Origin of the sequence: Actinacidiphila yanglinensis, from assembly GCF_900107965.1 — a bacterium.
In the GTDB taxonomy this organism is placed as follows: domain Bacteria; phylum Actinomycetota; class Actinomycetes; order Streptomycetales; family Streptomycetaceae; genus Actinacidiphila; species Actinacidiphila yanglinensis.
This window is the reverse complement of sequence record NZ_FNVU01000018.1, coordinates 18425-44888: the sequence shown is the minus strand read 5'-3', so window position 1 is coordinate 44888 and position 26464 is coordinate 18425. Positions and strand designations below refer to the sequence as shown.

Annotated in this window: 27 protein-coding genes; 17 read left to right on the top strand and 10 right to left on the bottom strand. The window is 73.2% G+C overall.

Annotated elements, in window-relative coordinates; translation table 11 throughout:
- Positions 1-8: 8 nt before the first annotated feature.
- A complete protein-coding gene (locus tag C4U44_RS30740) occupies positions 9-566 on the bottom strand; it encodes a TetR/AcrR family transcriptional regulator (protein ID WP_103889328.1) in 558 nt (185 codons plus the stop codon).
- Positions 567-761: 195 nt separating this feature from the next.
- Here C4U44_RS30740 and C4U44_RS30735 point away from each other — a divergent pair, with 195 nt between their 5' ends.
- Positions 762-1703: an SDR family NAD(P)-dependent oxidoreductase gene (locus tag C4U44_RS30735; RefSeq protein ID WP_103889327.1), complete on the top strand. Its 942-nt coding sequence runs from the start codon at positions 762-764 to the stop codon at positions 1701-1703.
- Positions 1704-1767: 64 nt separating this feature from the next.
- On the opposite strand, the gene C4U44_RS30730 is transcribed toward C4U44_RS30735, so the two are convergent.
- On the bottom strand, positions 1768-2160 hold the full coding sequence (locus C4U44_RS30730; protein ID WP_235032471.1) for an HIT family protein: 393 nt from the start codon (positions 2158-2160) through the stop codon (positions 1768-1770).
- Between the two features lie 101 nt (positions 2161-2261).
- Here C4U44_RS30730 and C4U44_RS30725 point away from each other — a divergent pair, with 101 nt between their 5' ends.
- The gene (locus C4U44_RS30725) at positions 2262-2822 is read left to right on the top strand and encodes a DUF1990 family protein (protein WP_103889325.1); all 561 of its coding nucleotides are present in this window, start codon (positions 2262-2264) and stop codon (positions 2820-2822) included.
- 136 nt (positions 2823-2958) lie between these two features.
- On the top strand, positions 2959-3612 hold the full coding sequence (locus tag C4U44_RS30720; RefSeq protein ID WP_103889439.1) for a uracil-DNA glycosylase: 654 nt from the start codon (positions 2959-2961) through the stop codon (positions 3610-3612).
- Positions 3613-3893: 281 nt separating this feature from the next.
- Here C4U44_RS30720 and C4U44_RS30715 read toward each other — a convergent pair whose 3' ends face one another.
- Positions 3894-4349, bottom strand: a complete 456-nt coding sequence (locus C4U44_RS30715; RefSeq protein WP_103889324.1) for a MarR family winged helix-turn-helix transcriptional regulator — start codon at positions 4347-4349, stop codon at positions 3894-3896.
- Between the two features lie 74 nt (positions 4350-4423).
- On the opposite strand from C4U44_RS30715, the gene C4U44_RS30710 reads away from it, so the two are divergent.
- Complete coding sequence (locus C4U44_RS30710; protein ID WP_103889323.1) at positions 4424-5305, top strand: SDR family oxidoreductase; 882 nt, start codon at positions 4424-4426, stop codon at positions 5303-5305.
- A 36-nt stretch (positions 5306-5341) separates the two neighbouring features.
- On the opposite strand, the gene C4U44_RS30705 is transcribed toward C4U44_RS30710, so the two are convergent.
- Both C4U44_RS30705 and C4U44_RS30700 read right to left on the bottom strand, forming a co-directional pair.
- Positions 5342-6790, bottom strand: coding sequence for a glucose-6-phosphate dehydrogenase (locus C4U44_RS30705; protein WP_103889322.1), 1449 nt, complete (start codon positions 6788-6790; stop codon positions 5342-5344).
- Positions 6787-8616, bottom strand: a complete 1830-nt coding sequence (locus C4U44_RS30700) for a glycoside hydrolase family 15 protein (protein WP_103889321.1) — start codon at positions 8614-8616, stop codon at positions 6787-6789. The genes C4U44_RS30705 and C4U44_RS30700 overlap by 4 nt, the downstream gene beginning before the upstream one ends.
- Before the next feature lie 304 nt (positions 8617-8920).
- On the opposite strand from C4U44_RS30700, the gene C4U44_RS30695 reads away from it, so the two are divergent.
- The 8 genes from C4U44_RS30695 to C4U44_RS30660 all read left to right on the top strand — a co-directional run bounded on the left by C4U44_RS30695 (position 8921) and on the right by C4U44_RS30660 (position 14506).
- A complete protein-coding gene (locus C4U44_RS30695) occupies positions 8921-9970 on the top strand; it encodes a lactonase family protein (protein ID WP_103889320.1) in 1050 nt (349 codons plus the stop codon).
- A 43-nt stretch (positions 9971-10013) separates the two neighbouring features.
- On the top strand, positions 10014-11282 hold the full coding sequence (eno, locus tag C4U44_RS30690) for a phosphopyruvate hydratase (protein ID WP_103889319.1): 1269 nt from the start codon (positions 10014-10016) through the stop codon (positions 11280-11282).
- A 219-nt stretch (positions 11283-11501) separates the two neighbouring features.
- Positions 11502-11987 (top strand): fluoride efflux transporter CrcB, encoded by a 486-nt coding sequence (crcB, locus tag C4U44_RS30685; protein WP_407642917.1) that lies wholly within the window; start codon positions 11502-11504, stop codon positions 11985-11987.
- Positions 11984-12340, top strand: a complete 357-nt coding sequence (locus tag C4U44_RS30680; RefSeq protein ID WP_103889318.1) for a DUF190 domain-containing protein — start codon at positions 11984-11986, stop codon at positions 12338-12340. The genes crcB (C4U44_RS30685) and C4U44_RS30680 overlap by 4 nt, the downstream gene beginning before the upstream one ends.
- Positions 12337-12711: a fluoride efflux transporter CrcB gene (crcB, locus tag C4U44_RS30675; RefSeq protein ID WP_103889317.1), complete on the top strand. Its 375-nt coding sequence runs from the start codon at positions 12337-12339 to the stop codon at positions 12709-12711. The genes C4U44_RS30680 and crcB (C4U44_RS30675) overlap by 4 nt, the downstream gene beginning before the upstream one ends.
- 91 nt (positions 12712-12802) lie before the next feature.
- Complete coding sequence (locus C4U44_RS30670) at positions 12803-13138, top strand: DUF190 domain-containing protein (protein WP_103889316.1); 336 nt, start codon at positions 12803-12805, stop codon at positions 13136-13138.
- A 58-nt stretch (positions 13139-13196) separates the two neighbouring features.
- Positions 13197-13403 carry a DUF2180 family protein gene (locus tag C4U44_RS30665; RefSeq protein ID WP_103889315.1) on the top strand — a complete coding sequence of 69 codons (207 nt, stop codon included), beginning with the start codon at positions 13197-13199 and terminating at the stop codon, positions 13401-13403.
- A 263-nt stretch (positions 13404-13666) separates the two neighbouring features.
- The gene (locus C4U44_RS30660) at positions 13667-14506 is read left to right on the top strand and encodes a PIG-L family deacetylase (protein WP_103889314.1); all 840 of its coding nucleotides are present in this window, start codon (positions 13667-13669) and stop codon (positions 14504-14506) included.
- A 92-nt stretch (positions 14507-14598) separates the two neighbouring features.
- Here the strand turns inward: C4U44_RS30660 and C4U44_RS30655 are convergent, their stop codons facing one another.
- The 5 genes from C4U44_RS30655 to C4U44_RS30635 form a co-directional block, all read right to left on the bottom strand.
- Positions 14599-15321 (bottom strand): VOC family protein, encoded by a 723-nt coding sequence (locus C4U44_RS30655; RefSeq protein WP_103889313.1) that lies wholly within the window; start codon positions 15319-15321, stop codon positions 14599-14601.
- 140 nt (positions 15322-15461) lie between these two features.
- Positions 15462-17516 carry an amylo-alpha-1,6-glucosidase gene (locus C4U44_RS30650; RefSeq protein WP_103889312.1) on the bottom strand — a complete coding sequence of 685 codons (2055 nt, stop codon included), beginning with the start codon at positions 17514-17516 and terminating at the stop codon, positions 15462-15464.
- A complete protein-coding gene (locus tag C4U44_RS30645) occupies positions 17513-18862 on the bottom strand; it encodes an MGH1-like glycoside hydrolase domain-containing protein (protein ID WP_103889311.1) in 1350 nt (449 codons plus the stop codon). The genes C4U44_RS30650 and C4U44_RS30645 overlap by 4 nt, the downstream gene beginning before the upstream one ends.
- Positions 18859-19659 carry a sugar phosphate isomerase/epimerase family protein gene (locus C4U44_RS30640; protein WP_103889310.1) on the bottom strand — a complete coding sequence of 267 codons (801 nt, stop codon included), beginning with the start codon at positions 19657-19659 and terminating at the stop codon, positions 18859-18861. Before C4U44_RS30640 ends, C4U44_RS30645 begins: the two co-directional genes overlap by 4 nt.
- Before the next feature lie 31 nt (positions 19660-19690).
- Positions 19691-20737, bottom strand: a complete 1047-nt coding sequence (locus C4U44_RS30635; protein ID WP_103889309.1) for a zinc-dependent alcohol dehydrogenase — start codon at positions 20735-20737, stop codon at positions 19691-19693.
- 152 nt (positions 20738-20889) lie between these two features.
- Here C4U44_RS30635 and C4U44_RS30630 point away from each other — a divergent pair, with 152 nt between their 5' ends.
- Genes C4U44_RS30630 through C4U44_RS30610 form a run of 5 tightly spaced genes read left to right on the top strand, consistent with a single transcriptional unit; the run spans position 20890 to position 26360 of the window.
- On the top strand, positions 20890-22293 hold the full coding sequence (locus C4U44_RS30630; RefSeq protein WP_103889308.1) for an ABC transporter substrate-binding protein: 1404 nt from the start codon (positions 20890-20892) through the stop codon (positions 22291-22293).
- Positions 22294-22337: 44 nt separating this feature from the next.
- Complete coding sequence (locus C4U44_RS30625) at positions 22338-23336, top strand: carbohydrate ABC transporter permease (protein ID WP_103889307.1); 999 nt, start codon at positions 22338-22340, stop codon at positions 23334-23336.
- Positions 23333-24199: a carbohydrate ABC transporter permease gene (locus tag C4U44_RS30620; RefSeq protein WP_103889306.1), complete on the top strand. Its 867-nt coding sequence runs from the start codon at positions 23333-23335 to the stop codon at positions 24197-24199. The genes C4U44_RS30625 and C4U44_RS30620 overlap by 4 nt, the downstream gene beginning before the upstream one ends.
- A 22-nt stretch (positions 24200-24221) precedes the next feature.
- Positions 24222-25442 (top strand): ROK family transcriptional regulator, encoded by a 1221-nt coding sequence (locus C4U44_RS30615; protein ID WP_103889305.1) that lies wholly within the window; start codon positions 24222-24224, stop codon positions 25440-25442.
- A gap of 27 nt (positions 25443-25469) precedes the next feature.
- Entirely contained in the window at positions 25470-26360 is an 891-nt protein-coding gene (locus tag C4U44_RS30610; RefSeq protein WP_265737353.1) for a Gfo/Idh/MocA family protein, read from the top strand.
- The last annotated feature ends 104 nt before the right edge of the window (positions 26361-26464 follow it).

Here is a 26464-nt window from a genome sequence, read left to right as displayed (position 1 = left end):
GGGGGCCCTCAGCCGGTGGCGATGCCCTCGATGAAGAGGGTGATGAGGCGCGAGGCGAGGTCGCGCTGGTTCTCGTGGCCGCTGATGAGGGTGATGCCGCCGAGCGCCATGAGGACGTCGTTCGGCGCGGCGTCCTCGCGTACCTGCCCGGCGGCGGTCCCGGCGTCCAGCAGCGCGGTCACGGCCTGGCCCAGCGCGTCGCGGGAGTGGGCGCGCAGGCCCTCGCGGGCGGCGAGGATCGCGGGCAGGGCGTCGGCCATGCCCTGCTTGGTCAGCATGTAGTCGACGAACGCCTCGGCCCAGTCCCGCAGGGCGGCGAGGGGCGCGCGGTCCGCGAGCAGTTCCGGGGCCGACGCGCAGAGCCGGTCGGTCTCGTTGCGGTAGGTGGCCTCGACGAGATCCTCGCGGGCGGGGAACCGGCGGTAGAGGGTGCCGATCCCGACCCCGGCCTCGGCGGCGATCGCCTTCAGGGAGGCGTCGGCGCCGTGCTCGGCGAAGGCGCGGGCGGCGACCTCCAGCAGGCGGTCGTGGTTGGCCTGGGCATCCGCCCGCAGCGAGCGCGGCATCGGTCCTCCTTGCAAGCGGACCCGGCTCCGCTTATAGTCGAAACATAAGCGGACCCGCATCCGCTTATGTCCATCGTAGGCGACCCCGCCCCGTGCGCCCACCCGCGGGGCCGGCAATCGCGGGAATCCCCGGAACCTCCCGGAATCGGCGGGATCGACGGGACCAGCAGGACCGAACGGAAAAGGAACAGCACCATGACACAGCCAGTCACCACCCCCTTCGGCGCGCAGTCCACGGCGGCCGAGGTCATCGCCGGCGTCGACCTCACCGGCCGCCGCGCCGTCGTGACCGGCGCCACCGGCGGCCTGGGCCGGGAGACCGCCCGCGCACTCGCCTCGGCGGGTGCCGAGGTGACCGTCACCGGCCGGACCCTGGAGGCGGCCGCCACCGTCGCCCAGGAGATCGCCACCGAGACCGGCAACACCTCCACCACGGCCGGGCAGCTGGACCTCTCGGACCCCGATTCCGTCGCCGCGTTCGTCGCCGGCTGGACCGGGCCGCTGCACATCCTGGTCGACAACGCCGGGATCATGGCCACCCCGGAGCGGCGCACCCCCGCGGGCCGCGAGCTGCAGTTCGCCACCAACCACCTGGGCCACTTCGCGCTCACCGTCGGCCTGCACGACGCCCTCGCCCGGGCCCGGGACGCCCGCGTGGTCGTCGTCAGCTCGGTCGGTCACGTCAACGGGCCCGTCCGCTTCGAGGACCCCGACTTCACCGCGGAACCGTACGACCCGTGGCTGGCCTACGCCCAGTCCAAGACCGCGAACATCCTCTTCGCCGTGGAGGCCGCCAAGCGCTGGGCCGCCGACGGCATCACCGTCAACGCACTCAACCCGGGCCGGATCTGGGGCACGGGCCTCGGCCGCCACATGGACGCGCCGCCCGCCTCCTTCGACCCGTCGGGCAAGAGCGGCGTCTCGGAGAAGACCGTGGAGCAGGGCGCCGCCACCTCCGTGCTGCTGGCCGCATCACCCCTGGTCGGGGGAGTGACCGGCACGTACTTCGAGGACTGCCAGGAAGCGGGCCCGTTCACGCCTGGCGTGCGCCGCGGCGTCGCCGACTACGCCCTCGACCCCGAGAACGCCCGCCGCCTGTGGGACCTGTCGGAGCGGTTGACCGACGTGCGCCGCTGAGACGTCCATTGGCCCCGGGCCGCCGCCGTGCCCCGGCCTCACCCCGCGGTGAACGGGCTCCGGTTCAGCCGGTGCGGCCCTGCTCGACCGCCGTGGCCTTGACCGCCATGGCCTCGGCCGGCCGCCCGGCCGGGTCGCCGGTGAACCGGTGCTGCGACCGCCCGGTCGGCCAGGTGGAGATCCCGTCGTCCACCCACCGCGGAACGACATGGAAGTGCAGGTGGTGCATGGACTGGTCCGACCCCGGGCCACTGGCGTTGAGGACGTTCACGCCGGTCGCGCCCGGCCCGGAGCGCATGGCCCTCGCGACGCGCCCTACCAGCGCGACGGTCTCGGCCGGCACGGTCCCGGGCGTCGTGAAGACATCGGCGACAGGGGACGTCGGCACCACCAGGGTGTGCCCCGGAGCGAGAGGACCGAGCGGGAGGAACGCGCACGCCGCGGTCTCACGGGCCACCGGCCCGCCCATCACCCTCGCGGATGAGCTGACAGAAGATGCAGGGCACGGGAACCACGCTCCCACCACCCCGGGGGAGCGGCAGCCCCGCATGGAGAGAGATGCGATCGAACGACCTGCGCCGCCGCCACCTCGCCGCCTGCGCCGCCGCGCCCACCTATCCGGAGGTCGGCGCGACCCGGTCCGCCGCGCTGCCGTCCGGCTACGCCTGGCTCCGCCGCCGGGTCCACCTCGGCCACGGTCGAGCGGTACTGGACCGCGCCGGCGCCTACGTACTCGGCTGGGGGACCCAGCTGGGCTCGGGGTTCGCGATCCACCCGCCGCCCGCGCGGGTCGAGGCCGGCGCCACGGTGCTGCTGCGGATCGGCCTGCCGCGCGTGCGGCCGGCCCGGCTGGTGATCCCGTGCCGGGTGGTGTGGACCGTCGAGGAGCCGGACCGGGTCGGTTTCGCCTACGGCACGCTGCCCGGGCACCCGGAGCGCGGCGAGGAGTCCTTCGTCGTGAGCATGGACGCGGCCGGCGAGGTGTGGTTCGAGGTCACCGCGTTCTCCCGGCCCGCGGCCTGGTACGCGCGGCTCGGCCGCCCGGTGGCGGCGGTGCTGCAGCATCTGGCGATCGAACGGTACCTCCGGGTGGTGGCGCGGGCGGCCGCCGCCGGCTGAACACCCGGGGTCCGCGGAGCCGGCAGGCGCGTCACCGGCCGGTCACGCCGCGTACGGCACCTAGCATGTCGACGCGAAGCCGCCGACGGGCGGCGGTTCTCCGTGCGGAGAGGGCGTGGTGGAGCAGGTGGGACGCGTGGACACCCGACGGTTCTGGGAGCTGCTGCGGGCGATCCCGGTGCCGGACGACGCGGAGTTCCTGTACGGACCCGAGCCGGTCGGGCGGTTCCGCGAACGCAATCTGCGGCGCTACCACGAGCTGATCGAGGCGTCGATGGCCGCCGGCGGGCCGCGGGTGATGATGGTGGGCGAGGCGCCGGGCCATCGCGGGCACACCGTGACGGGCGTGCCGTTCATGAGCATGCGGCAGCTGACCGCCAGGCCCGGGCTCATCACCGGCGCTCCGCAGGGCGACGGCTTCGCGGTACCGGAGCATCCTGCCGCCGAGTGGGAGCAGTCCTCCGCGATCGTGTGGCGCGCGCTGGCTGCGTGGCGCGGACCCCTCCCGCTCGTGTGGGGGATCTACCCCCACCACCCGCACGAGCCCGGCCGCCCGTCCACCAACCGGCCGCCCAGGGCGAGCGAGGTGGCCGCGGGCGCGCCGACCGTACTCGCGCTGGCGGAGGCGTTCGGCGTCACGGCGTTCCTCGCGGTGGGTCGCAAGGCGCAGGGTGCCCTGAACCGCGCCGGCGTCGAGGCGACCCCCGTCCGCCACCCGGCCCAGGGCGGCGCCCGCGCGTTCACCGAGCAGCTCGCGGCCTTCAACGCCGCTTCGTACCAGGCGAGTTGATCGCTGGGCCGGACCGGGCCGTCGACCGTTCCGGGGCCATCCGAAGCCCGACGGGCGATAGTCGGCGCGCTGCTACTTCAGCGCCGCGGTGGCGGCTGACCGCTGCCGGAGTCCCCGTCGACCTGCGCCTCTACGCTCACGCCTTCCACGCGTGGGACTTCTTCGCGTGAGGCTTCTTCGCGCCGCAGTCGGCCCTCGCCCGGACCTTCCTCCATTCCTGGCACGCCTGCCGGCGCCTCCACCTGCACGGATAGGGCGCCCCGCCGCCGTGGCGGAAGAGATCAGGGCGTCCCCCGGTCGGCCTGCTTCCCGGGTGACGCCAGCGCGTCAAGGGCGGCGCCCTGCACCTTTTCCAGGGCCCGGCGGAATCCCGCCACCTCGTCCGGGCTCAGGCCCGCCAGCAGGGTCCGCTCCACCTCCGCGCGGGCCGCCTCGACGGGGGCCCGCACGGAGGTTCCCACGTCGGTCAGCCACAGCCGGACCAGCCGATGGTCGCGGGGATCGCGACGGCGTTCGAGGAATCCCGCCTTCTCCAGGACGGTCGCGCCCTTGGTGACCGCCGGGGTGGAGACGCCCATCGCCGCCGCCAGTTCCCCCGGGGTGCGGCCGTCCTCGCGCCAGAGCTGTGCGAGCAGGTGGTCCTGGCCGAGCCGCAGGCCGTGGTTCCGCAGGCTCGCGTCGGTCAGGTCCCGGACGAGCTTGCTCACCCGCCCGTAGAGATCCAGCACCTCTGACATCGTGTCTCCTTGCCAGCCGATCGTTAACCCGTTAATGTTCAACTCATTCACCCGTTAACGACAAGGATAGGGTCATGCTTCTGATCACCGGCGCGACCGGCCGCATCGGGCGCGAGCTCGTACCCCTACTCACCCGCCGTCAGGGGCCGGTGCGGGTTCTCGTCCGCGAGGCTTCGCGCGCGGCCGGCCTGCCCGCGGGCACGGAGACCGTCGTCGCCGACCTCACCGACCCCTCGAAGCTTCCCGCGGCTCTGGAGGGGGTCGACCGGCTCTTCCTGCTCTTCCCGGGCATCGACCACGCGGCCGTCGACGCGCTGCTGGCCGCGGCGAGGACCGCCGGCGTGGAACGGCTGGTGTACCTGTCGAGCTACGCGGTCGGGATCGACCCGATGCCCGCGATGGGGAAGTGGCACTTCGAGCGGGAGGAGCTGATCGCCGGCCACGGGATCCCGGCGACGGTGCTGCGGCCGTGCGGGTTCATGAGCAACACGCTCGACTGGCTCGCGACGCTGCGCTCGGACGGCGTCGTGCTCGACCCGGTCGGCCCGGGCCGTGCCGCGCTCGTCGACCCCGCCGACATCGCTGCCGTGGCGGTCGAGGCCCTGACCGACGACCGCCACGTCGGACGCACCTACACCCTCACCGGCGACCAGCCCCTGACGGTGCGGGAGCAGGTACGCGTCCTCGAGACCGTCATCGGCCGAAACCTGCCTGTACGCGAGGTGGCCACCCCCGAGGAGGCCGTCCGCTTCCGGTACCCCGACGGCGCCCCGCCGGCGCTCGCGGCCGCCCTCGTCGAGGGCCTCCGGCTGATGCGAGCCGATACGAAGGGCCTGGTGACCACCGACGTCGAACAGGTGACAGGGCATGCCCCGCACAGCTTCGAGTCCTGGTGCCGCCGCCACGCCGACGCCTTCCGCACCGGCCTCGACACCTTGGGCAATGCGCACGCCTGACCACCGGGCCGAGAGCCCGTTCGCCGCGTCCCCTTTTCAGGACCCGCCGTCGCCGGGCTCCGTGGGCAGGGCCGTCTCCTCGTGGAGGAGCGCTTCCCTGGGGAGCGGGCCGGGGGCGTAGGGGTCGCGCGGGGCGGGGCCGTCCGAGCCGGCCGGGTACTCCTCCAACGGCACGAGATTCCGCTCCCACGCCGTGAGGACCGGTGTGAGCACCCGCCAGGCCTCCTCCGCCTCGTCGCCCCGGATGGACAGGGCCGGGTCGCCCCGCAGGACGTCCAGCAACAGCCTTCCGTACGGGGGCAGTTCGGCGGGCTCCATCCCGGCGGACAGTTCCAGCTCGGTCAGGTGGCCGGACCGGGAGCCGGTGCCCATCAGATCGAGGGTCAGGCCCTCAGGCTCCAGTCCGAAACGCAGCACGTTGGGCGCCACCTCCCCGCTGTGCCTGAACGGGAGGTGGGGCACGGCCCGGAACTTCACCGCGACCTCCTTGCGGTCCGTACCGAGCCCCTTGCCGCTGCGCAGCCGGAACGTCGTACCCGCCCAGCGCCAGCTGTCGAGTTCGAGTTCCACCTCGGCGAAGGTCTCGGTGCCGCGCCGGGGGTCCACGCCCTCCTCGTCGATGTAGGACGGCACGTCGTGGCCGCCGATCCGGCCTTCGGCATAGCGGGCGCGGCGGGTGCGGTGCACCACGTCGTACTCGGTCAGCAGCCGCACGGAACGCAGCACGTCGACCTTGCGGTCCCGCAGATCGCGTTCGCCCAGGGTGACCGGCGGCTCCATGGCGACGAGGCAGAACACCTGGAGCAGATGGTTCTGCACCATGTCCTTGAGCGCGCCCACGTGGTCGTAGTAGCCGGCCCGGCCCTCCAGCGCGAGGCTCTCGTCCCAGACGATCTCCACCTCGGCGATGTGCGTGCTGTTCCAGAGGGGTTCCAGCACCCGGTTGGCGAGCCTGCTGCCCAGCACGTTCTGCACCGTCGTCATGGCCAGGAAGTGGTCCACCCGGAACACCGCCTGCTCCGGCACCAGTTCCGCGAGCAGCGCGTTCAACTCCCGTGCGGAGTCGAGGTCTTCACCGAACGGCTTCTCCAGCGCGATCCTGCTCCCCGGCGGCAGCCCCGCCGAGCGCAGCGCGGAGACCACCCGAGGGAAGAGCGCGGGCGGCAGCGCCAGATAGAGGGCCACCGGCTCGTCACCGGCGACCACCGCCCGTACGGACTCCGGGTCGGTGACATCAGCACGCTGGTAGTGGGCCGACCGCACGACCGCCTGCCGGACGCCGGCCTGGATGCCACCGTCGTGGCGGTCGAGCCACTCGGTGATCCACTCCCGGAACTCCTCGTCGGTCCAGTCCTGGCGGCTCGCCCCGGTCAGCCGGAACCCGTCCCCGAGGTGACCCGCGGCCCGCAGGGCGGCGAGCGCCGGCATGAGGAAGCGGCCGCTGAGGTCTCCCGTCGCGCCCAGGACGACGAGCCGTTCGATCATCGCCCGCTCGCCGCCTTCGCCCGCTGGAGGTTCACGCCGCTCGCGATGATCCCGATATGGCTGAACGCCTGGGGGAAGTTGCCCATGAACTCTCCTGTGGTGGGGTGGATCTGCTCCGACAGCAGCCCGACGGCGCTGGCCCGCGCGCACAGGGAGGCGTACAGCTCCCCGGCCTCCTCGACGCGGCCCTGCCCGACCAGGTTGTCGACCAGCCAGAAGCTGCACAGCACGAACGCGCCCTCGTCGCCTGCCAGACCGTCCGGGGACTCGTCGTGCAGGTAGCGGTAGAGCAGCCCGTCGCCGGCCGACAGCCGCTCCGCGACGGCCGCCGCCGTGGCCACCATCCGCGGATGGCCGGCCGGTACGACCTCGCGCAGCGGGAGCGCCAGCAGGCTCGCGTCGAGGGCGCCGCCGCCGGACAGGTGCGCGCTGAGGGTGCGCGCCCCCTCGTCCCAGGACTCCTCCAGGATTCTGCGGCGCACTTCCGCGGCCGCCTCCCGCCACCGGTCGATCCGCCCGGGCAGACCGTGCCGCTCGGCGATGCGCACCGCGCGGTCCATGGCGACCTGGCACATCCCCGCCGAGAAGGTGAACGCACGCCCCTCGCTGCGGACTTCCCAGATCCCCTGGTCGGGGCTGTGCCACGCCAGCTCCGCCGCGTCGGCGAGCCCGGCCAGCCGCGCCCACAGCGCGGGCTGGATCTCCCCGCCCGCGAGCAGCCACTGGTCGGCGCAGTCGAGGATCTCGCCGTACACGTCGTGCTGGCGCTGGTCGGTCGCGCCGTTTCCCCAGCGCACGGGGGCCGAACCGCGATAGCCCGCCAGTTCGCCGTCCTCCACCTCGTCCGGCACCGCGGCGCCGTCGACGGTGTACATGATGCGCGGCTGCTCGCTCTGCTCGAAGGCGTCGAGGACCCAGCCGAGGAAGGAGTCCGCCTCGCCGCCGAACCCGATACGGCGCAGCGCGAACACCGCGTACGCCGCGTCGCGGATCCAGGCGTAGCGGTAGTCCCAGTTGCGGATGCCGCCGATCGGCGCGGGAAGCGAGGAGGTCGGCGCGGCCACCAGCGAGCCGCTCGCCCAGTCGTCACACATCTTCAGGGTGAGCGCGGCCCGCCGGACCAGGGGCTCCTCGGGGCCCGCGTAGTCGCAGTGCCGCATCCAGCGGTGCCAGGCGTCGACGGTGCCCTTGAGCATGGCGTCGACGTCGAAACGGTGGTGCCGGTGGAAGCGCCCCCACGACAGTACGAGGTCGAAGCGGTCACCCTGCCGGAGGTCGTGGGTGCTGCGCAGACCGGACAGGGGGCGGTTGGAGCGCAGGTGGAGGCCGAGATCCGGCAGCCGGTGCGGCCGTACCTCCAGCCCGCTGAACAGGGCGCGCGCCTGCGCCCCGCCGCGCGGCTCCAGGTCGGCGGTGAGCCGTGCGTGGCCTTCCAGGACCACCGCCGACCTGACGAGTTCCGCCCGCCCGGCCGGCATGTCCTCCGTCAGGTCGGCTCCGGACCTCAGGGCGAGCGCGTCGGTGAGGCGCACCAGGCCGGTGCGGGAGCGCAGCTCGGTGATCAGCACGCCGGTGTCGGGCTCGTAGTACTGCCGTCCCTCCGCCAGGCCCTCGGGCGCCACGGTGAAGTGGCCGCCGCGCGTGCGGTCGAGCAGGCCGCAGAAGAGGGGGTCCGCGTCGAAGCGCGGCACGCACATCCACGGGATGGAGCCGTCCAGGCCCACCAGGGCCGCGGTGGTGCCGTCCCCGATCAGTCCGACATCCTCCAGCGGGAGGCAGCCGTCCCGCCTGCGGACGGGCCGGAAAGGCGGATCGGGGTCGTACATGCTGCCTCGCTTCCCTGACGCCGGAACCGTGCCGTGCCGGTGCCCCGCTCCCCTTCTGCCGGGCCGGTGCCGGCGCGGCACCGGTTCGTACGCCTCCTCCGCGCCGCGCCGCAGCCGGCAGCGTCGTCGCACATCGTGATCACCGTCGCACGCAGCGGTGGGGGGTGCGCGGCGGCCGCGGGGGCCTTGGTGCATTCCGGTGAAAGCGGGGCCATGTTGTACGGGGCATCCGCGGCGCTCCGACGGTCCGTCGGCATCGTGGTGACTCCGTCGTGCTGCGCGCAGGGCGGAGGGCGGAGAGTTCATGTCCGGCAGTGCCGCACGGCGCGCCTTCATCGGGTCGTTCACGTCGGCGGGTGGGCCCGGGATCGTCGTGGCCGACCTCGACGCGCGCACCGGGGCGCTGACCGGGACGGGCGTGGTGGAGTCCGTCGCGAACCCGTCGTACCTCGCCGTCGGGCCCGGTGAAGCAGCGGCCGTTCTCTACGCGGTCTCCGAGACGGTGCCGGGAGCGGTGGCCGCGTACGACGCCCGCGAAGCGGTGCCCCGCCCGCTCGGCGACCCCGTCCAGGTGGGCGGCGACGAACCGACCCACCTCTGCCTCGCCCAGGGCCGTCTGCTGACCGCCAACTACGGCTCGGGCAGCGTCAGCGTGCTGCCGCTGACCGCCGAGGGGGTGCCGCTGCCTCCCACCGGCGTGCTGCGCCACGAGGGCTCGGGACCGCACCCGGAACGCCAGCGGTCCCCGCACGCCCATCAGGTCGTCCCCGATCCGACCGGCCGCTGGATCCTCAGCGTGGATCTCGGCACCGACGCGGTACAGATCCGCTCACTCGACGACCGCACCGGCGCGCTGCGTCCGCACGGTGAGACCCGGCTGCCCCCGGGCACGGGGCCCCGGCATCTCGCCTTCCACCCGTCGGGCGACCACGCGTACGTCCTCGGCGAACTGCGGCCGACGGTGACCGTGTGCCGTTGGGACGCCGCCGACGGGGCGCTGCGCGCGGTCGGCGAGACCCCGCTGTTCCCGGACGGCCCGGACGGCCCGGTGCAGCCCTCGGCGCCGGTGGTGTCAGCCGACGGCCGGCACCTGTGGGCGGCGATGCGCGGCACCGACACCGTGGCCGTCCTCGCCCTGGACGCCTCCGGCGAGCGGGCGGAGCTCGTGACGGCCGTGCCGTGCGGCGGCTCCTGGCCGCGTGACCTGGTGCTCGGTCCGACGGGCCGGCACCTGTACGCGGCCAACGAGCGCTCGGGCGAGGTGACCTGGTTCGACGTCGACACCGCCACGGGCGTCCCGCGGCCCGCCGGATCACTGCCCGTGCCCGCCGCCAGCAGCGTCGCCTTCGGATGAGGCACTTCGTACGACGACGAGGACGAAGGAAGAGGACACGGCCATGACCTTGCGCTTCTCCGACGTGCACGCGGTGGAGATCCTCGACTCGCGGGCCCGCCCGACGCTCGCGGTCACGCTGACCACCGCGGCCGGCACGCGGGTCAGGGCCGGGGTGCCCTCCGGCGATTCGACCGGCAGCCGCGAGGCGGTCGAGGTGCGGGACGCGGATCCCGCGCGCTTCGCCGGGCAGGGCGTCACCAAGGCGGTCGGCCATGTCAACGGCGAGATCGCCGAGGCGCTCCTGGGGCGGGACTTCGGCTCGGCCGCCGACGTCGACGCCGCGCTCGTCGAGCTGGACGGCACCCCCGGCAAGTCCCGCCTGGGTGCCAACGCGATCACCGGCGTGTCCCTCGCGGCGGCCCGCGCGCAGGCGGCCACCGGGGGCATGGACCTGTGGGAGTCCCTGTCCGCGGTCGCCGGCACCGCCCCTCGCCTGCCCGTGCCGCACTTCAACGTGGTCAACGGCGGCGCGCATGCCGCGAACGCCCTCGACTTCCAGGAGTTCATGCTCGCGCCGCTGGGCGCACCCTCCCTGGCCGACGCTGTCCGGGCGGGCGCCGAGGTCTACGGGCGGCTCCAGGCGCGGCTGGCCGCGGCAGGGCATGCCACCGGGCTCGGTGACGAAGGCGGCTTCGCCCCGGGCCTCGACAGCCCCGAAGAGGTGCTGACGCTGCTGGTCGAGGCGATCACCGACGCCGGGTACACGGCAGGCCGGGACGGGATCGCGATCGCCCTGGATCCGGCGGCCAGCGAATTCTGGCACGAGGACCACTACGTCGTGGCCGGCGACCACCTCTCGTCGGACCAGCTCATCGACCGGTACCAGCAGATCGTCGAGCGGTTCCCGGTGTGGAGCATCGAGGACGGCCTCGCCGAGGGCGACCGGGACGGCTGGGTCCGGCTCACCGCGCGGCTCGGCGACCGGATCCAGCTGATGGGCGACGACATCTTCGTCACCGACCCGGCGATCATCACCGAGGCGATCGACCGGGGGATCGGCAACTCCGCCCTGATCAAGGTCAACCAGATCGGCACGGTCACCGAGACCCTGGAGGCGATGCGGATCTGCCGCAACGCCGGGTACGCGCAGATGGTCTCGCACCGCTCGGGGGAGACCGAGGACGCCTTCATCGCGGACCTCGCCGTCGGCACCGGCGCGGGCCAGATCAAGTCCGGGACGCCGGCCCGCGGTGAGCGGGTCGCGAAGTACAACCGGCTGATGGACATCGCCGACGAGCAGGCCCGTCCGCTCCCGTTCGGCATCGGCTAGCCCCGCGTGGACGGGGCGCCGTATTCGCCCGAACGGCGGCAGGTCGTGCCGTACCGGGAGCGGCGGGCGCCGGTATGCTGATGTCCAGCGGTGCTCCTCGGACGCCGCGCGGCGGTGGGGCCCGCCGTACCCGAACCACGGCGCTCGTGCCGTCAACGGTCCCTACTTGCGAGATGCACGGCAGTCATGCCGGTGCCCAGCGAGTAGGAGACACGCGTGGTGAGATTCTGGCCCCCGATACGGAGCAAGGAACCGGTCGACCCTGACGTCGACCTGCACGTTCCCGCGCAGCGCCGGGAGTTGCGCTTCCCGCAGTCACCCGTCGTGGCCGTGGTCGCGGTCGGCGGCGCGATGGGCGCCTGCGCCCGCTACGGGGCCGGGCTGCTGTGGCCGGACGCCCCGGACGCCTTCCCCTGGACCACGATGACCGTCAACGCGGTCGGCTGCGGGGTCATCGGCGTCTTCATGGTGATCATCAGCGACGTGTGGGCCGCGCACCGCCTGGTGCGGCCCTTCTTCGGCACCGGGGTGCTCGGGGGATTCACGACGTTCTCCACCTACGCCAACGACATCCGGCGGCTGGTGGAACACCGCGAGGCGCGCACCGGCCTCGTGTACATGGTGCTCACCGTGCTGGTCGCGCTGGCGGCCGTGTGGATCGGATCCGCGCTGACCCGGCGCGTCGTCGAGTGGAGGCAGCAGTGAAGGTCACCGGCTCCGCCCTGCGGGTCACGATCATCATCAACGAGAGCGACACCTGGCACCACAAGCCGCTGTTCAACGAGATCGTGCAGCGCGCTCGCACGGCCGGTCTGGCAGGTGCCGCCGTGTTCCGCGGCATCGAGGGCTTCGGGTCCTCCTCGCTCATCCACACCACCCGGCTGCTGTCGCTCAGCGAGGACCTGCCCGTGGCCGTCGTCATCATCGACGCCGAGGAGCGGATCAGGGAGTTCCTCCCGCGGCTCGACGAGCTCCGGCTCGGCGGGGTGGTCGCTCTCGACCCGGTGGAGGTCACCCGTCACGTCCCCGATGCCGAGCGGCCGCAGGAGGAACGGTGAACTGGCTCCTGGTCATCGTCGGCGCCGCCGTCGGCGCCCCGGCCCGCTACCTCACCGACCGCTCGGTGCAGGCGAGGCACGACACCCTCTTCCCCTGGGGCACCTTCACCGTCAACGTCATCGGCTCCTTCGTGCTCGGCCTGGTCACGGGGGCGGTCTCCGCGGGTGGCGCCTCCGGCCACGTGCAACTGCTGCTCGGCACCGGCTTCTGCGGGGCGCTGACCACCTACTCCACGTTCTCCTACGAGACGTTGCGCCTCACCGAGGACGACGCGTGGTTCCTGGGCGCCGTCAACGTGGTCGGCAGCGTCGTGGCCGGTCTCGGCGCAGCCTTCACCGGCGCGGCCCTCGCGGAGGCGATATGGCCGTAGCGCGGCCGTCCCGACCTCTCGTGCCACCCGCGGCCGCGCCGGCCGCCGGACTCCCCGACATCACCGCATCCCCGCATCCGCAGAGGTGGACATGCTCCCCGAAGGACCGGCAGCCCGGCTCACCATCCACCTGACCGGCGGGGCCCTGTGGCACCACCGCCCCGCCTACGCCGAGATCGTGCACCGCGCCCGCCGGGCGGGCCTGCCCGGCGCCAGCGCGCTCGAAGCGATCGAGGGATTCGGCGCGCACCTCCGCGTCCACCAGGAGCACGCCTCCCGGCTGCGGGAACACTGCCCCGTCGCCGTGGTGATCATCGACGAGGAGCACCGCCTGCGCACCTTCCTGGCCGGCCTCGACGACATCCTCGCCGTCACCGGTGTCGCCGTCATGGACGCGGTGCACATCCACGCTCCGCGCTCCCCCTGACCTCTCCCCGTCCCGAGCACCCGTCCACCCGCCCACCCTTCCCGGAACGGAATTCCGAATGAACTGCTTCGACTGCGACGCGACCGGCCGGAACACCCCTGCCATCGCCGTCTGCGCCACCTGCGGCGCCGGCGCCTGCACGGACCACGCGGAAACCTCCCCCCAACTCCTCCGCCACCCCAACGGACTCGGCACCACCACCCTCCCGAACGCCGCCCGCCGCATCCAGTGCGTCACCTGCGCGGGAGCGGGCCGCACCGCGTAGCGTGCTGCCCCCACACCCTCCGCGCGGCGCCGGTCACCCGTGCCGCGTCCGCCCGCGGCACGGGCGGCCGCCCGATCCCTCCGCCGGGAGGCCGCCGTCCGCGCGGACCTGACGGCACACACGGTGGCCGGTCGCGGGCGGGGGGCCGTCGGCTACGGTGGCGGCATGCGGCGGGTGCCCGCGGTGGTCCGGCTTCGCGTCAGGGCGCCGGAGCGGCACCGAGGTCCGCGGCAAGACGATTCCGGCTGGCGAAGAAGGTATCTGTGTCCGAACGACCGTTGACGCTGATGGCTGTGCACGCGCATCCCGACGACGAGGCCAGCAGCACCGGCGGGCTGCTGGCGCGCAGTGCCGCGGAAGGGGTGCGGACCGTACTGGTCACCTGTACCGACGGCAGGTGCGGTGACGGCCCGGACGGCACGAAGCCGGGGCAGCCCGGCCACGACCCGGAGGCCGTGGTGGCCGTGCGCCGGGCCGAACTCCTCAAGAGCTGCGACATCCTGGCGGTCTCGCACCTCGAACTCCTGGGGTACGCCGACTCCGGAATGATGGGCTGGCCGACCAACGACGCCCCCGGCTCGTTCTGGACCGTCCCCGTCGACGAGGCCGCCGAGCAACTCGCGGCCGTGATGCGGCGCGAACGGCCCGACGTGGTCGTCACCTACGACGAGAACGGCTTCTACGGTCACCCCGACCACATCCAGGCCCACCGGATCACGGTGGCCGCCCTCGACCGGCTGAGCGCTGACGAGCAGCCCGCGAAGGTGTACTGGACGGCGATGCCGCGGACCACGATGCAGGAACTGATCGGCAGGCTCAGCGCCGACGCGACGTCCGAGGAGCCGGGCGAGCAGGAACAGGGCGAGCAGCCGCCCCTGGGCCTGCCGGACGAGGACATCTCGACCTGGGTCGACACCGCCGACTTCGCCGACCGCAAGTTCGACGCGCTCAGCGCGCACGCGAGCCAGCCCGACAACTCCTTCTTCATCGCGCTCGGTCGCGAGTACTTCGCCCAACTGCTGGGCGTGGAGACGTTCGTGCGCGTCCGGGACAGGACCGGGGCGGCCCTTCCGGAGCGGGACGTGTTCGCCGGTCTGCGCTGAGCCGTGGCGCCCCGCGCGTGCGTCGAAGGGCCGGCACCGAGTATGTGCCGGCCCTTCGACGAGGTCGCGCGTGAGGGAGGGCGGCGGCCCCGCTACCGGGGGCCGCGTACGGAGAACTCGTTGCCGTCCGGGTCGAGCAGCAGCGCCCCGTTGCCGCTGTCCCCGCCGGTGCCGGTTCGCGTCGCGCCGAGCGAGACCAGGCGGTCGACCTCCGCCTCCCGGTCCGCGCCGGCGGGGAGCGCCAGCTCCAAGTACAGCCGGTTCGTGCCCTTCTTCGGCGCCACCGGAGGGCCACCCCAGGTGATCTTCGTACCGCCGTCCGGCGACTGGATCGCGGTCTCCCGGTCCTGGTCCCAGACCAGCGGCCACCGCAGCGCCTCGCTCCAGAAGTAGCCGACCTCCTGCGAACCGTCGCAGGCCAGCGCGCCGATGACGCCGGTGCCGGCGAGGAACGTGTTGCCCGCCTCGATGACACAGAACTCGTTCCCGTCCGGGTCGGCGAGCACCACGTGTCCGTCCTCGGGGCGCTGGCCCACGTCGATGTGCCGCCCGCCGAGTTCCAGCGCCCGGGCCACCGTCCGCTGCTGCTCCTCGGGGGAGGCGCTCGTCAGGTCGAAGTGCGCCCGGTTCCGGCCGATCTTGGGTTCCTGGCTCGGCAGGAACCGGATGCGGAACCCGGCGGCGCCGGCGGACAGGATCGCGACATCGCCGTCAGGACCGTCGGCGGACTCCCAGCCCAGGACCCCGGACCAGAACCGTGCCAGGTCCGACGGCCGGGTGGCGTTGAAGCAGATCGCGAACAGTCGACTGGTCATGGCCCGGGCCTCTCCGATCCGATGAGGGTCGACACGGCGCCTCGACCTCCCCGCGAGCGCAGCCTAGGGCGGCCCCGCGCCCCCCGCATCCGAGTTCGTCCCGCGGGGGAGCGGGGTCCCGTACACGCCGGCGGTCGTGCTCATCGCGGGGCCGGCGTCGTCGCGGTGAGCAGCGCCAGCGGGGTCGCCGCCGCCCATGCCTGCGGGGAACAGGAGTGGGGGTAGGGGACGGGGGCGGGGTGGACGTCGCGGCCGTACCCGGAGATGACCTCGGGCAGCCGCCAGCCGTTGTGACGGGCGGCGGTCACCATCGCCTCGGCGATCTCGCGGGCCTCGGCGACCAGGCCGTGCGAGGCCATCCCCAGGGCGATGATCGCGTTGTCGTGCGGCCAGATCGCGCCCCGGTGGTAGGACAGCGGGTGGTACGGGGCCTGGTCCGCCGCGAGGGTGCGCACTCCCCAGCCGGAGAAGAAGTCCCGCGCCAGCAGCCGTCGTGCCACGCGCTGCGCCCGGTCCTGGTCCAGCATCCCCGACCACAGCAGATGGCCCGCGTCGGAGGCGAGAGCGTCCACCCGGCGTCCCTCGCCGTCCAGCGCGAGGGCCGGGAAGTCCGCGCCGGAGAGCCAGAACTCCTGCGGGAAGCGGCGGCGCAGGTCGAGCGCGGCCTGCCGCAGGCTCTGCGCCCAGACGGGGTCCCCCCACACGTTCTCGGCGAGGTGGGCGGTGCGGCGCAGCGCGTCGTAGGCGTAGCCCTGCGCCTCGGCGACGGCGATCGCCCCGGTCGCCTGGGTGCCGTCGGCGAAGCAGACCGCTCCGGCGGAGTCCTTCCAGTTCTGGTTGGCCAGGCCGCCGGCCTGCTCGTCGGAGTGGTAGACCAGCCAGCCGCCGTCGTCCAGGCCGCCGTCGCGGAACATCCACGCCACGGCCGCGCGGGCGTGCTGCTCCAGCCGTCGCGCGATCGAGGTGTCCCCGGTGTGCTCGGTGTACGCCTGGAGCAGGACGAGGAAGAGGGGCGTGGCGTCGACGGATCCGTAGTAGCGGCCGTAGGGGACCTGCCCGAAGTGCGCGAGCTCGCCGTGGCGCAGCTCGTGCGGGATGCGGCCGGGCTGTTCGAGGCGGGCCGGGTCGTCGCGGGTGCCCTGCGCGGCGGCGAGGGCGGCGAGGGTGTGCGCGGCGAGTCCGGGGCGGTAGGGCAGGCAGAACAGCGAGGTCAGCAGCGAGTCGCGGCCGAAGAGGGTGAGGAACCAGGGCGTGCCGGCACCCGGCACCCGCAGCGCCTCTCCGGCGGGACCGGTCACCGGGACCCGCAACCCGGCCAGGTCGGCGAGCCCTTGGCGGACCGCACGCGCGAGACCGGTCCAGCCGGTCATCTCCTCGGGGCGCGGCTCGGCGTCCGTGAAGGCGGCCGCGTCCCGGGCGAGGCGCTGCCGTACGGCGTCCGGACCGGTGGGGGCTCCGCGTTCGGACGCGGTGCCCGGTGCGGCGTCCGGCGCGGGAGAGCCGCCGGCCGCGGCCTCGACGGTCAGATCGACCCGGGCACTGCCGTGCGGCGGGACGCGCAGCCGCCAGCTCAGCACCCTGGCGGTACCCGATCCGTCGTCGGTACCCGCGCACACCGGCTCCCGGGCGGCGGAGCCGGGTTCGCCCGGTTCCGCCCCGACCGCCGTGATCCTGGGCGCCGGCTCCGCGATGACCGTGGTCGACGCCGTCCAGCCGGGCGGGCGCAGGTAGCGGAAGACGACGCCGTCGGCGCGCTCCTCCACCTCCCGGCGGCTCCCGGGTTTGCTGTAGCGGCGCCGGTCCGAGCGCAGCTCGAACTGGTCGGCGAAGTCGGCGTCGACGGTCAGTCGCAGCTCGGCGGTCACCGCGCGCGGCAGGTTGTTGACCACGGTCAGCCGTTCCACCAGCGTCCCGGCGGCGACCGCCTGGCCGCGCAGCACGGTGTACGGCGACGGCTCGTCCCGGGTGCCGGGCAGCACCATCACCGCGTGCGCCTCGTCCGAGGCCAGCACGGTGAGCGCGCCGCCGGCGACGCCGAGCCGCCACCGGCTCAGATGCCGGGCGTCCCGGACGAACAGCCCGTCGGGGGCGGTGGGCCGGCCGCCGGTGATGTCGCCGTCGGGGACGAGGACGGCGAAGGTCCCGCTGTCCACCAGGATCCGGTTGCCGTCCCGCGCCGAGGACGTGCCGCTCATCGTTCCTCCCGCGGATCGGCGAGGAGGTCGAGCACCAGCGCGGCGGTCCAGCTGAAGTCGCGGATGCCGCGGCCGTCCCCGGTGAGCGGGTTGACGTACTCGGCGAAGCCGCTGCTCCAGGCGTCGTGCAGGATGCCCTCGCGCAGCTCGTCGGCGGCAGCGGTGTGCCCGCACGCGCGCAGGCCGCGGTGCACGAGCCAGCCGGTGTTGAACCAACTGGGCCCGCGCCAGTAGCGGTTGGCGTCGAACTGAGAGTCCGTCAGGTCGTAGCTGGGGACCATGTGCACCTGGCCGAGCCGGAAGCGCTCGCCGCGCGCGGTCGACACCAGGGCGTCGGCGAGCGGTCGGGGGAGTCCGGGAACGGCCAGCGGCAGCAGCCCGCTCACGCCGGCGACCGGCAACAGCCGGTCGTCGCGCAGCTCGCGTGGCGCGAAGATCCGCCGCTCCGGGTCCCAGAGCCGCTCGCCCAGGGCGGCGGTGAGCCGTTCCGCGCGGGCCAGCGCGGGGGAGGGGTTCTCGCCCACGGTGCGCAGGATCTCCGCGAGAGCGTGCTCCGACATGATCAGCAGGGCGTTGAACCCGGGGTCCTCGACCTGGAAGGCGTGCGGCGCGCCGTCGTCGTAGCCGCTGTCGCGGTAGTCGCGGGCGAGCCGGACGTAGCGGGCGTAGTCCAGGTCGGTCGGGCGGTCGGCGGCCACGCTGTGGTCGAGGTCGACCCGGTGGTAGGAGTCCTCGGGCGCGGGCGTGACGCGGCCGAGCGGCGTGTCCCAGCAGGGGCTGTTGTCCAGCCCGGGCTCCCAGGGGTGCAGCACGGCGGCCAGGCCGCCGCCGCCGAGGTCGCGGTGGGTGGCGAGATAGCGGTGCCAGGACTCCAGGCGGGCGGCGACCCGCGGCAGGAAGCCGCGGCGGGCGGACTCGCGCGGGTCCGCCCGGTGCACCAGCCAGGCGGCCAGGGCGTGCACCGGGGGCTGCACGATCCCGGAGGTCTCGGTGTGGGCGGGCGCGCCGCGGTGCCGCCCGGCGCGGGAGGACCGCCAGAAGTCGGGGCTGGGGAAGTAGGCGTCCGCGGGCACCTCCGGGTTGAACGCGATGTGCGGGACGCGGCCGTCGGCCCACTGGGCGCTCAGCAGCCACTCGAGCTCCTGCTGGGCGCGGCGGGGTGACAGGTGCCGCAGGCCGATCGCGATGAAGGCGGAGTCCCAGCTCCACTGGTGCGGGTACAGCGAGCGGGAGGGGACGGTGCCCTTCCCGCTCCAGTTGGCCAGCAGGACGCGGACGGCCGCGGCGCGCAGCTCGCGGTGGTCCAACCCGCTGTGCCGGGTGGCGGGTTCGAGCACGGTGGTCATCCCGCCGCCCGGCGCAGGAACGCGGGCACCGCGCGGACGGCGTCCTCGGGGTCGCCGGTCAGGCGGCACTCGGCGGCGAGCCAGCCGGTGTAGCCGCTCGACTCCAGGGCGCCCAGCCACGCCGGCCAGTCGAGATGGCCGGCGCCGGGCTGGAAGCGGTTGGAGTCGCTGACCTGGGCGTGCCCGATCCAGGGCGCGGCGGCCAGGATCGACGCGGCCGGATCGGTCTCCTCGATGTTCATGTGGTAACTGTCGATGCCGATCCGCACCGAGTCGAGACCGGTCTCGCCGATCAGGTCCACCGCCTGCTCGAGGCGGTTGACCATGTGGTCCTCGTAGCGGTTGAGCGGCTCCAGGAAGAGGGTGACGCCCTCGGCGCGGGCGTGCTCGCCGAGTTCGGCGAGCCCGGCGAGGAGTACCTCGCGGTCCTCGGCCTCGGACCTGGGCGGCTCGAAGGGCGGCAGCCGGCGGGAGAACATCCCGTACGACGCCGGGGTCTGCGCGCCGAGGCCGCCGAGTTCGGCGATGACGCTCAGCTGCGACTTCATCTGCTCCACTGCGCCGCGGCGCTGCGCGGGGTCGAACGCCCCGAAGAAGTGCAGCATGTCGACGCACACCGTCGGCATGACGACGCCGTCGGCGCGGGCGGCGCGCAGTTCGGGCAGCCGGTCGCGGAAGTGCTGGTCGCCCTTGCCGCGCAGTTCGATGCCGTCGTAGCCGGCGGCCTGGGCGAAGTCCCACTTCGCCTGGAGGGTGTCGCCGGGCAGCAGTTGCTCCTGGCAGGCCAGTTTCAGCATGGGGGAGGGCCTTTCGGATCGGCGGGACGGCTCAGAATTCCAGGACGACCTGGAGCGCTTCGGCGGGGCGTTCGTCGAGCAGCGCGTAGGCGTCGGCGGCGTCCGCGACCGGCACGCGGTGGCTGACGAGGGCGCCGGTGTCGACCCGGCCGCGGGCCACCAGGTCCAGGAAGGTGCGCTGGAGGCGCTCGACGGTCCACCGGTGGGACAGCTGCGGGGGCACGCCGCCGATCTGCGAGCAGACCAGCTGGACGCGGTTGTGGTGGAACTCGTCGCCGAGCCGCAGCCCGGCGCCGTCGCCCTGGTAGAAGCCGGAGGCGACCACGCGGCCGCCGACCGCGACCGAGCGCAGCGCCTCGTGCAGGGCGGGGTAGGCGCCGCTGATCTCGACGGCGACGTCGGCGCCGCGTCCGCCGGTGAGGTCGCGGATCGCCTCGGCGACCTTGCCCGCGCGGACGTTGAGGGTGTGGGCGGCGCCGTAGCGGCGGGCGGCCTCCAGCCGGGAGTCGAGCGCGTCGACGGCGGTGACGGTGCCGCCGTTGAGCTCGGCGAGCCGGGTGGCCAGCAGCCCGATCACGCCCTGGCCGAAGACGGCGACGTCCTCGCCGAGGTGGATGTCGGCGGCGAGCACCGCGTTGTACGCGATCGCGCCGACCCGGGCGAACGCGCCGGCGAGCGGTTCGAGACCGTCGGGCAGCCGGTGGCCGACCATCCGCTCGGCCGGCACCAGGCCCTCGCTGCGGTGGCCCCAGATCCCCCAGACCAGGTCGCCCGGCTCCGGCAGGTCCGGCGTGCCGGCGAGCTCGGGGGAGACCTCGACGACCTCGCCCACCTCGGAGTAGCCCCAGCCCGCCACGGGGTACGTGATGCCGGCCACATCGTCGTGGAAGAGCAGCTGCTGGGGGTCCCAGGTACGGGTCAGGTACGGGTTCGTGCCGCGGTAGGCGGTGAGTTCGGTGCCCGCGGAGATGCCCGAGTAGCGGGTGCGGACCCGCAGGTGCCCCGGCGGGAGCGGCTCCGAAGCGACGCTCGCGACCTCGACGTTGCGGGGAGCGGTGAACTGGACGATGCGTTCCACGATGACTCCGGAGCTACGGGATACGTGCCATGAACAGTCAGATGAAGCTGACTTGTGTCGAAGATATCCCAGACTTAAGTCTTGTCAACAAGCAAAAGTGGTGCTGTTATGCAACACAACGTTGACGCAAGGCGTGCAAGTGAGGACGGTTCATGCTCATGAGGTCCCTCAGAGGCAGAGGCCTGGCCGCGGGTACCGCGGCAGCGCTCGGCATAGGGCTGCTCGCCGGATGCTCCGGCCAGAGTCCGGGGCCGCACTCGGGCAGGACGCTCACGGTCTGGAGCGAGGAGAACCTGCCGGCGCGGATGGCGGCGACCCAGAAGCTCGTCGACACCTTCGAGCGGCAGACCGGCTACAAGGTCAAGCTGGTCGGCATCGACGAGAGCCAGCTGCCCCAGCTCGTGGAGTCCGCCGCGGCGGCCGGCAAGCTGCCCGACGTGATGGGCGGCATCCCGCTCGCCCCGGTCTGGCAGATGTACAGCAACGGGCTGATCGACACCGACGCCACCGCCAAGGTGCTCGACGGCCTGGGGCGTTCCACGTTCGACGCCAACGCGCTCAAGCTGACCAGTGACGGGTCCAAGGCCCTGTCGGTGCCCAGCGACTCGTGGCAGCAGATCCTCGTCTACCGCAAGGACCTCTTCGCCAAGGCCCACCTGCCGGTGCCCAACACCTACGACGCGATCCTCAAGGCGGCGCGCACCCTCGACAAGGGGTCGATGAACGGCATCTCGCTGGCCACCGACCCCAAGGACGTCTTCACCCAGCAGAGCTTCGAGGACATCGCGGTCGCCGACGGCTGCCAGCTGACCACCGGCAGCGGCAAGGTCGCGCTGACCAGCCCCGCCTGCGTGCAGGCGTTCAAGACCTACGACGACCTGGCGAAGACCGGGCCCGAGGGCACCCAGACCGTCGACACCACCCGGGCCACCTACCAGGCCGGCCAGTCCGCCATGGTGCTGTGGTCCACCTACCTCATGGACTCCCTCGCCGGGCTGCGTGACGACGTCCTGCCCAACTGCCCCCAGTGCAAGGACGACAAGAGCTTCCTGTCGAACAACTCCGGCATCGTCACCGCGATCAAGGGCCCCGCCGGCGCCGCCCCCGCCCAGTTCGGCGAGATCTCCTCCTGGACGATCACCAAGACCGCCAACACCGTCGGCGCCGAGAAGTTCGTCCAGTTCATGATGTCCGGCGGCTACGAGGGCTGGCTCGGGATGGAACCCGAGGGCAAGATCCCGGTCCGCGACGGCACGGCCGCCGAACCGCGGAAGTACGTCACCGACTGGCGCGCCATGAAGATCGGCGTCAGCCGCATGGAGCCGATGAACCGGCTCTTCCCGGCCTCCTTCCTCGACCAGATGCTCGCCGGCGTCACCCACATGCAGCGCTGGGGCATCACCCAGGGCCAGGGCGCGCTCGTCGGCGCGACCGAGGGCTCGCTGCCGGTGCCGCAGGCCATCGGCTCCATGACCGGAGGGGACGACGTCTCCCCGAGGAACGCCGCCAAGCAGGCCGACGACGCGGTCTCCGCCCTGAAGAAGACGCTGCTGTGAGCGGCGGCACCCTCGCACGCGAGGACGCACCCGAGGAAGCGCCCATGAGCACACCCACCGCCGGCACCCGCCGCCGGCCCTCGCCGCCGGACACGCGCCACCGGCACTCGCCGTCGGAACGCGCCCAGAACAGAGCCGGACTGGCCTTCGTCTCACCCACCCTGATCGTCGTCCTCGTGATCGTCGTGCTGCCGATCGCCTGGACGGTCCTGCTCGCCTTCCAGCACGCCCGGCTCATCGACCTCCAGGGCATGGGCCTGTTCGGCAACTGGACCACGCACAACTTCCAGGAGGTCTTCACCGCCCCGGGCTTCTGGAGCTCGCTGACCACGACCCTCGTCTACACCGTGGGCGGCACCGCCGGCTCCATCGTGCTCGGCCTGATCGCCGCGCTCGCCCTGCGCCGGCCCTTCCGCGGCCGCGGCATGGTCCGCAGCACCATGCTGCTGCCCTACGTCGCCCCGGTCGTCGCGGTCACCTTCGTCTGGGAGACCGCGCTCAGCCCGCAGACCGGCATCATCAACAACTGGGGCACGCACGCGCTGGGTTGGCACAAGCCGATCGCGTTCCTGTCCACCAGTTCCTACCCGGTGGACCTGCTCGGCTGGCACACGCACCTGCCGCTCGCCCTGATGACCGTGGTCGCCTTCGAGATCTGGCGCTACTTCCCGTTCGCCTTCCTCTTCATGCTCGCCCGCCTCCAGGCGGTCCCCGCGGGCATCGAGGAGGCCGCCGAGGTCGACGGCGCCACCCTCACCCAGCGGTTCCGGCACATCCTGCTGCCGCAGCTGATGCCGGTGATCGCGCTGCTGTCCGTGCTGCGCTTCATCATGACCTTCAACAAGTTCGACGACATCTACCTGCTGACCGGCGGGAACTCCGGCACCGAGGTGGTCTCGGTCCGGGTCTACAACTTCCTGACCGCCAGCTACGACGTGGGCGCCGCCGCCGCGCAGGCACTCGTCCTCGCCGTCATCCTCATGGTGCTGCTCGGCATCTACTTCGGGTTCTTCGCCAAGCGCGTACAGGAGGAGCAGGCATGAGCCGCGCACAGTTCGAGGAGCGGCTCTTCGGCACGCTGCGATGGGTGGTCATCGCGGCGCTGCTGGTGGCGACGCTCTTCCCCTTCTACTACATGGTGATGCTCTCCTTCCGGCCCACCGGCCAGCTGCTGCTGCACCCCGGGTCGCTGTGGGTGCCGCTGCACGAGATCACCGTCAGCACCTACAAGACCATCCTCGAGCCGACCTCCAAGGGCGGCCAGGGACTGCTCGGCATGCTGCGCAACTCCGCGCTGGTCTCGCTGGGCACGGTGGTGCTGACGCTGGCCGCCGCCGTTCCCGGCGCCTGGGCGATCAGCCGGCTCACGTTCGTCGGCAGCCGCCAGATCAGCGCCCTGTTCCTGGCGGTCTACCTCTTCCCCGCCACGCTGCTCGCGGTGCCGCTCTTCGTGATGTTCGCCAAGATCGGCCTCCAGGGCAGCCTGGTCGGCCTGGCCGTGGTCTACATCGCGCAGACCGTGCCGGTGGCGATCTACATGCTGAAGAACTACTTCTCGACCGTGCCGGTGAGCATCGAGGAGGCTGCCTCGCTCGACGGCTGCTCGCGGTTGCAGATCCTGTGGCGGGTGGTCCTGCCGCTGGCCGCACCCTCGCTGATGGCGACCGGGCTGTACGTCTTCATGATCGCCTGGAACGAGTTCCTCTTCGCGCTGCTCTTCCTGGCCGCCACACCGTCCAAGTGGACGGTCTCGCTCGGGCTTTCACAGATGGACAACGCCATCGAGGTCCCCACCACGGTTCTCATGGCGGGTTCTGTGGTGCTGACCATCCCCGTGATAGTCCTGTTCTACGCCGCTGAGCGGTTCCTCACCGAGGGACTGACCACCGGCGCCGACAAGAGCTGAGACCATGAGGAGATCCGATCCGATGGCCCAGACGGCCGCGCCGCGGAGCACCGCCGGCCACCTGCTGGAACTCATCCGCACCGGCCAGGCCGGCACCCGCGGAGAGCTCCAGACCCTGACCGGCCTGTCCCGTTCCACCGTCGGCCACCGGCTCGACCAGCTCTTCGCCGCCGGCTGGATCGCCTCCACCCCCGGTCAACTGTCCACCGGCGGGCGGCCGTCGGTGCAGCTCACCTTCGACCCCGGCCACGCCGTGGTGCTCGCCGCCGACCTCGACACCACCCACGGGCACGCCGCCGTCCTCGACCTGGCCGGCAGCGTGCTCGCCGAGCGGCGCGGCGAACTGCGGGTGGCCGACGGGCCGGAGAAGGTGCTGGACACCCTCGCGGACTGGTTCGCCGCACTGCTCGGCGAGAGCGGCGACGCCCCGTCCCGGGTCTGCGGCGTCGGCCTCTCCGTGCCCGGGCCGGTCGAGTTCGACACCGGCCTGGTCATCCGGCCGCCGATCATGCCCGGTTGGGACGGCTACCCGATCCGGGACCGGATGCGGGCAGCGCTCTCGCGGCAGACCGGCACCGACCCGCTGCTGCCCGTGCTCATCGACAACGACGCCAACCAGATGGCGCTGGGCGAGCAGCGCGGCGGCTGGCCGGACTGCTCGACGTTCATGCTGGTGAAGGTCTCCACCGGCATCGGCGCGGGCGTCGTGATCGACGGCCAGGTCTTCCGCGGCATCGACGGCGGCGCGGGCGACCTCGGCCACATCCGCCTCCACGACCAGCCCCACGCCCGCTGCATGTGCGGCTCCTACGGCTGCCTGGCGGCCGTCGCCAGCGGCCGGGCGGTGGCCGGCCAGCTCGCCGAACTCGGGGTGCCTGCCGAGTCCGGCGTCGACGTGCGCGCGCTGCTCGACGCGGGCCAGCCCGACGCCGTACGGCTGGCCCGCGAGGCCGGGCACCGCTGCGGCGAGGTGCTCGCCACCGCCGTCACCCTGCTCAACCCCGGCGTGCTGATGATCGCCGGCGACCTCGCCGAGACCCACTTCCTCACCGGCGTAAGGGAGCTGCTCTACCAGCGCGCCCTGCCCCGGTCCACCCGCAGCCTGCAGATCGTCACCTCGCGGCTGGGCGACCGGGCCGCGCTGGCCGGCGCGACCGCCACCGTCGTCGAGTACCTGTACGCGCCCGAGCAGGCGGATCTGCGGCTGGAGGCCCTCGCGGGCCGGGCCACCGCGACCGCGTGACCGGGCCCATCCCCTCGGAGAACCACCGTGACCCGCACTGCTCCCGAACCGGTCCGCGTCGGGCTGATCGGAGCCGGACCGTGGGCGCGCGACATGCACGCCCCCATGCTGGCCGCCGGGCCCCAGACCAACCTGACAGCCGTCTGGGCCCGGCGACCTGAAGCCGCCGCCGAACTGGCCGCCGCCCACGGCGCGGCAGCCGCCGCCGGCATCGACGAACTCCTCGACTCCTGCGAGGCGGTGGCCTTTGCCGTGCCGCCGGCCGTGCAGGCCACGCTGGCCGTGCGGGCCGCCCGCGCGGGGAAGGCGCTGCTGCTGGACAAGCCGCTCGGCCCGGACCTGCCGGCGGCCATCGCCGTCGCCGAAGCGGTCGCCGAGGCCGGAGTGGTCTCGCAGATGGTCCTCACCAAGCGCTACCACCCGGCGACCCGCGCCTTCCTGGACCGGGCCCGGGACCTGGAGGTGACCGGCGCGCGCTCCTGCTACCTGCACGGTGCCTTCCTGGGCGGCGAGATGGCCACCGGCTGGCGGCTGACCGAGGGCGCGCTGCTCGACCTGGGCCCGCATCTGCTCGACCTGCTGGACACGGCGGTCGGCCCCATCGCGTCGGTGCGCGCCACCGGCGACCCGCGCCGCTGGGTGGAACTTGTCTGCGCCCACACGAACGGTGCGGTCAGCCAGGCATCGCTGTCCGGATCGGTACGGCTGCCCCGGGCCCGTACCCGCGTCGAACTCTTCGGCGCGGAAGAGGAGTTGGTCTGGGACAGCGCCGGCGCCGGGCACCAGGAGAGCTGGCCGCTGCTGCGCGAGGAGTTCGCCGCGGCCGTCCGCAGCGGGGTGCCCGGACCTCTCGACGCGGCACGCGGGCTGCGCCTGCAGGAGCTGATCGCGATGGCGAAGAGGGATCTCGCGGGGTGAGGTCGAGGTGCCGCGCGGGCTGACCCCGTGAGGTGCCGCGCGGGCTCGTTCGCCCTCGGGCTCCTCGGCAGTTCCCCACCACACGCACACCGCGTGCCTTGCGC

Coding starts and splice junctions, on each gene's coding strand:
- C4U44_RS30615 (WP_103889305.1), top strand. CDS start 24,222: ATGGCCCAGACGGCCGCGCCGCGGAGCACCGCCGGCCACCTGCTGGAA.
- C4U44_RS30640 (WP_103889310.1), bottom strand. CDS start 19,659: ATGCTGAAACTGGCCTGCCAGGAGCAACTGCTGCCCGGCGACACCCTC.
- C4U44_RS30645 (WP_103889311.1), bottom strand. CDS start 18,862: ATGACCACCGTGCTCGAACCCGCCACCCGGCACAGCGGGTTGGACCAC.
- C4U44_RS30650 (WP_103889312.1), bottom strand. CDS start 17,516: ATGAGCGGCACGTCCTCGGCGCGGGACGGCAACCGGATCCTGGTGGAC.
- C4U44_RS30630 (WP_103889308.1), top strand. CDS start 20,890: ATGCTCATGAGGTCCCTCAGAGGCAGAGGCCTGGCCGCGGGTACCGCG.
- C4U44_RS30620 (WP_103889306.1), top strand. CDS start 23,333: ATGAGCCGCGCACAGTTCGAGGAGCGGCTCTTCGGCACGCTGCGATGG.
- C4U44_RS30705 (WP_103889322.1), bottom strand. CDS start 6,790: ATGATCGAACGGCTCGTCGTCCTGGGCGCGACGGGAGACCTCAGCGGC.
- C4U44_RS30735 (WP_103889327.1), top strand. CDS start 762: ATGACACAGCCAGTCACCACCCCCTTCGGCGCGCAGTCCACGGCGGCC.
- C4U44_RS30710 (WP_103889323.1), top strand. CDS start 4,424: ATGCTTCTGATCACCGGCGCGACCGGCCGCATCGGGCGCGAGCTCGTA.
- C4U44_RS30665 (WP_103889315.1), top strand. CDS start 13,197: ATGAACTGCTTCGACTGCGACGCGACCGGCCGGAACACCCCTGCCATC.
- C4U44_RS30700 (WP_103889321.1), bottom strand. CDS start 8,616: ATGTACGACCCCGATCCGCCTTTCCGGCCCGTCCGCAGGCGGGACGGC.
- C4U44_RS30715 (WP_103889324.1), bottom strand. CDS start 4,349: ATGTCAGAGGTGCTGGATCTCTACGGGCGGGTGAGCAAGCTCGTCCGG.
- C4U44_RS30670 (WP_103889316.1), top strand. CDS start 12,803: ATGCTCCCCGAAGGACCGGCAGCCCGGCTCACCATCCACCTGACCGGC.
- C4U44_RS30725 (WP_103889325.1), top strand. CDS start 2,262: ATGCGATCGAACGACCTGCGCCGCCGCCACCTCGCCGCCTGCGCCGCC.
- C4U44_RS30625 (WP_103889307.1), top strand. CDS start 22,338: ATGAGCACACCCACCGCCGGCACCCGCCGCCGGCCCTCGCCGCCGGAC.
- C4U44_RS30740 (WP_103889328.1), bottom strand. CDS start 566: ATGCCGCGCTCGCTGCGGGCGGATGCCCAGGCCAACCACGACCGCCTG.
- C4U44_RS30655 (WP_103889313.1), bottom strand. CDS start 15,321: ATGACCAGTCGACTGTTCGCGATCTGCTTCAACGCCACCCGGCCGTCG.
- C4U44_RS30695 (WP_103889320.1), top strand. CDS start 8,921: ATGTCCGGCAGTGCCGCACGGCGCGCCTTCATCGGGTCGTTCACGTCG.
- eno (WP_103889319.1), top strand. CDS start 10,014: ATGACCTTGCGCTTCTCCGACGTGCACGCGGTGGAGATCCTCGACTCG.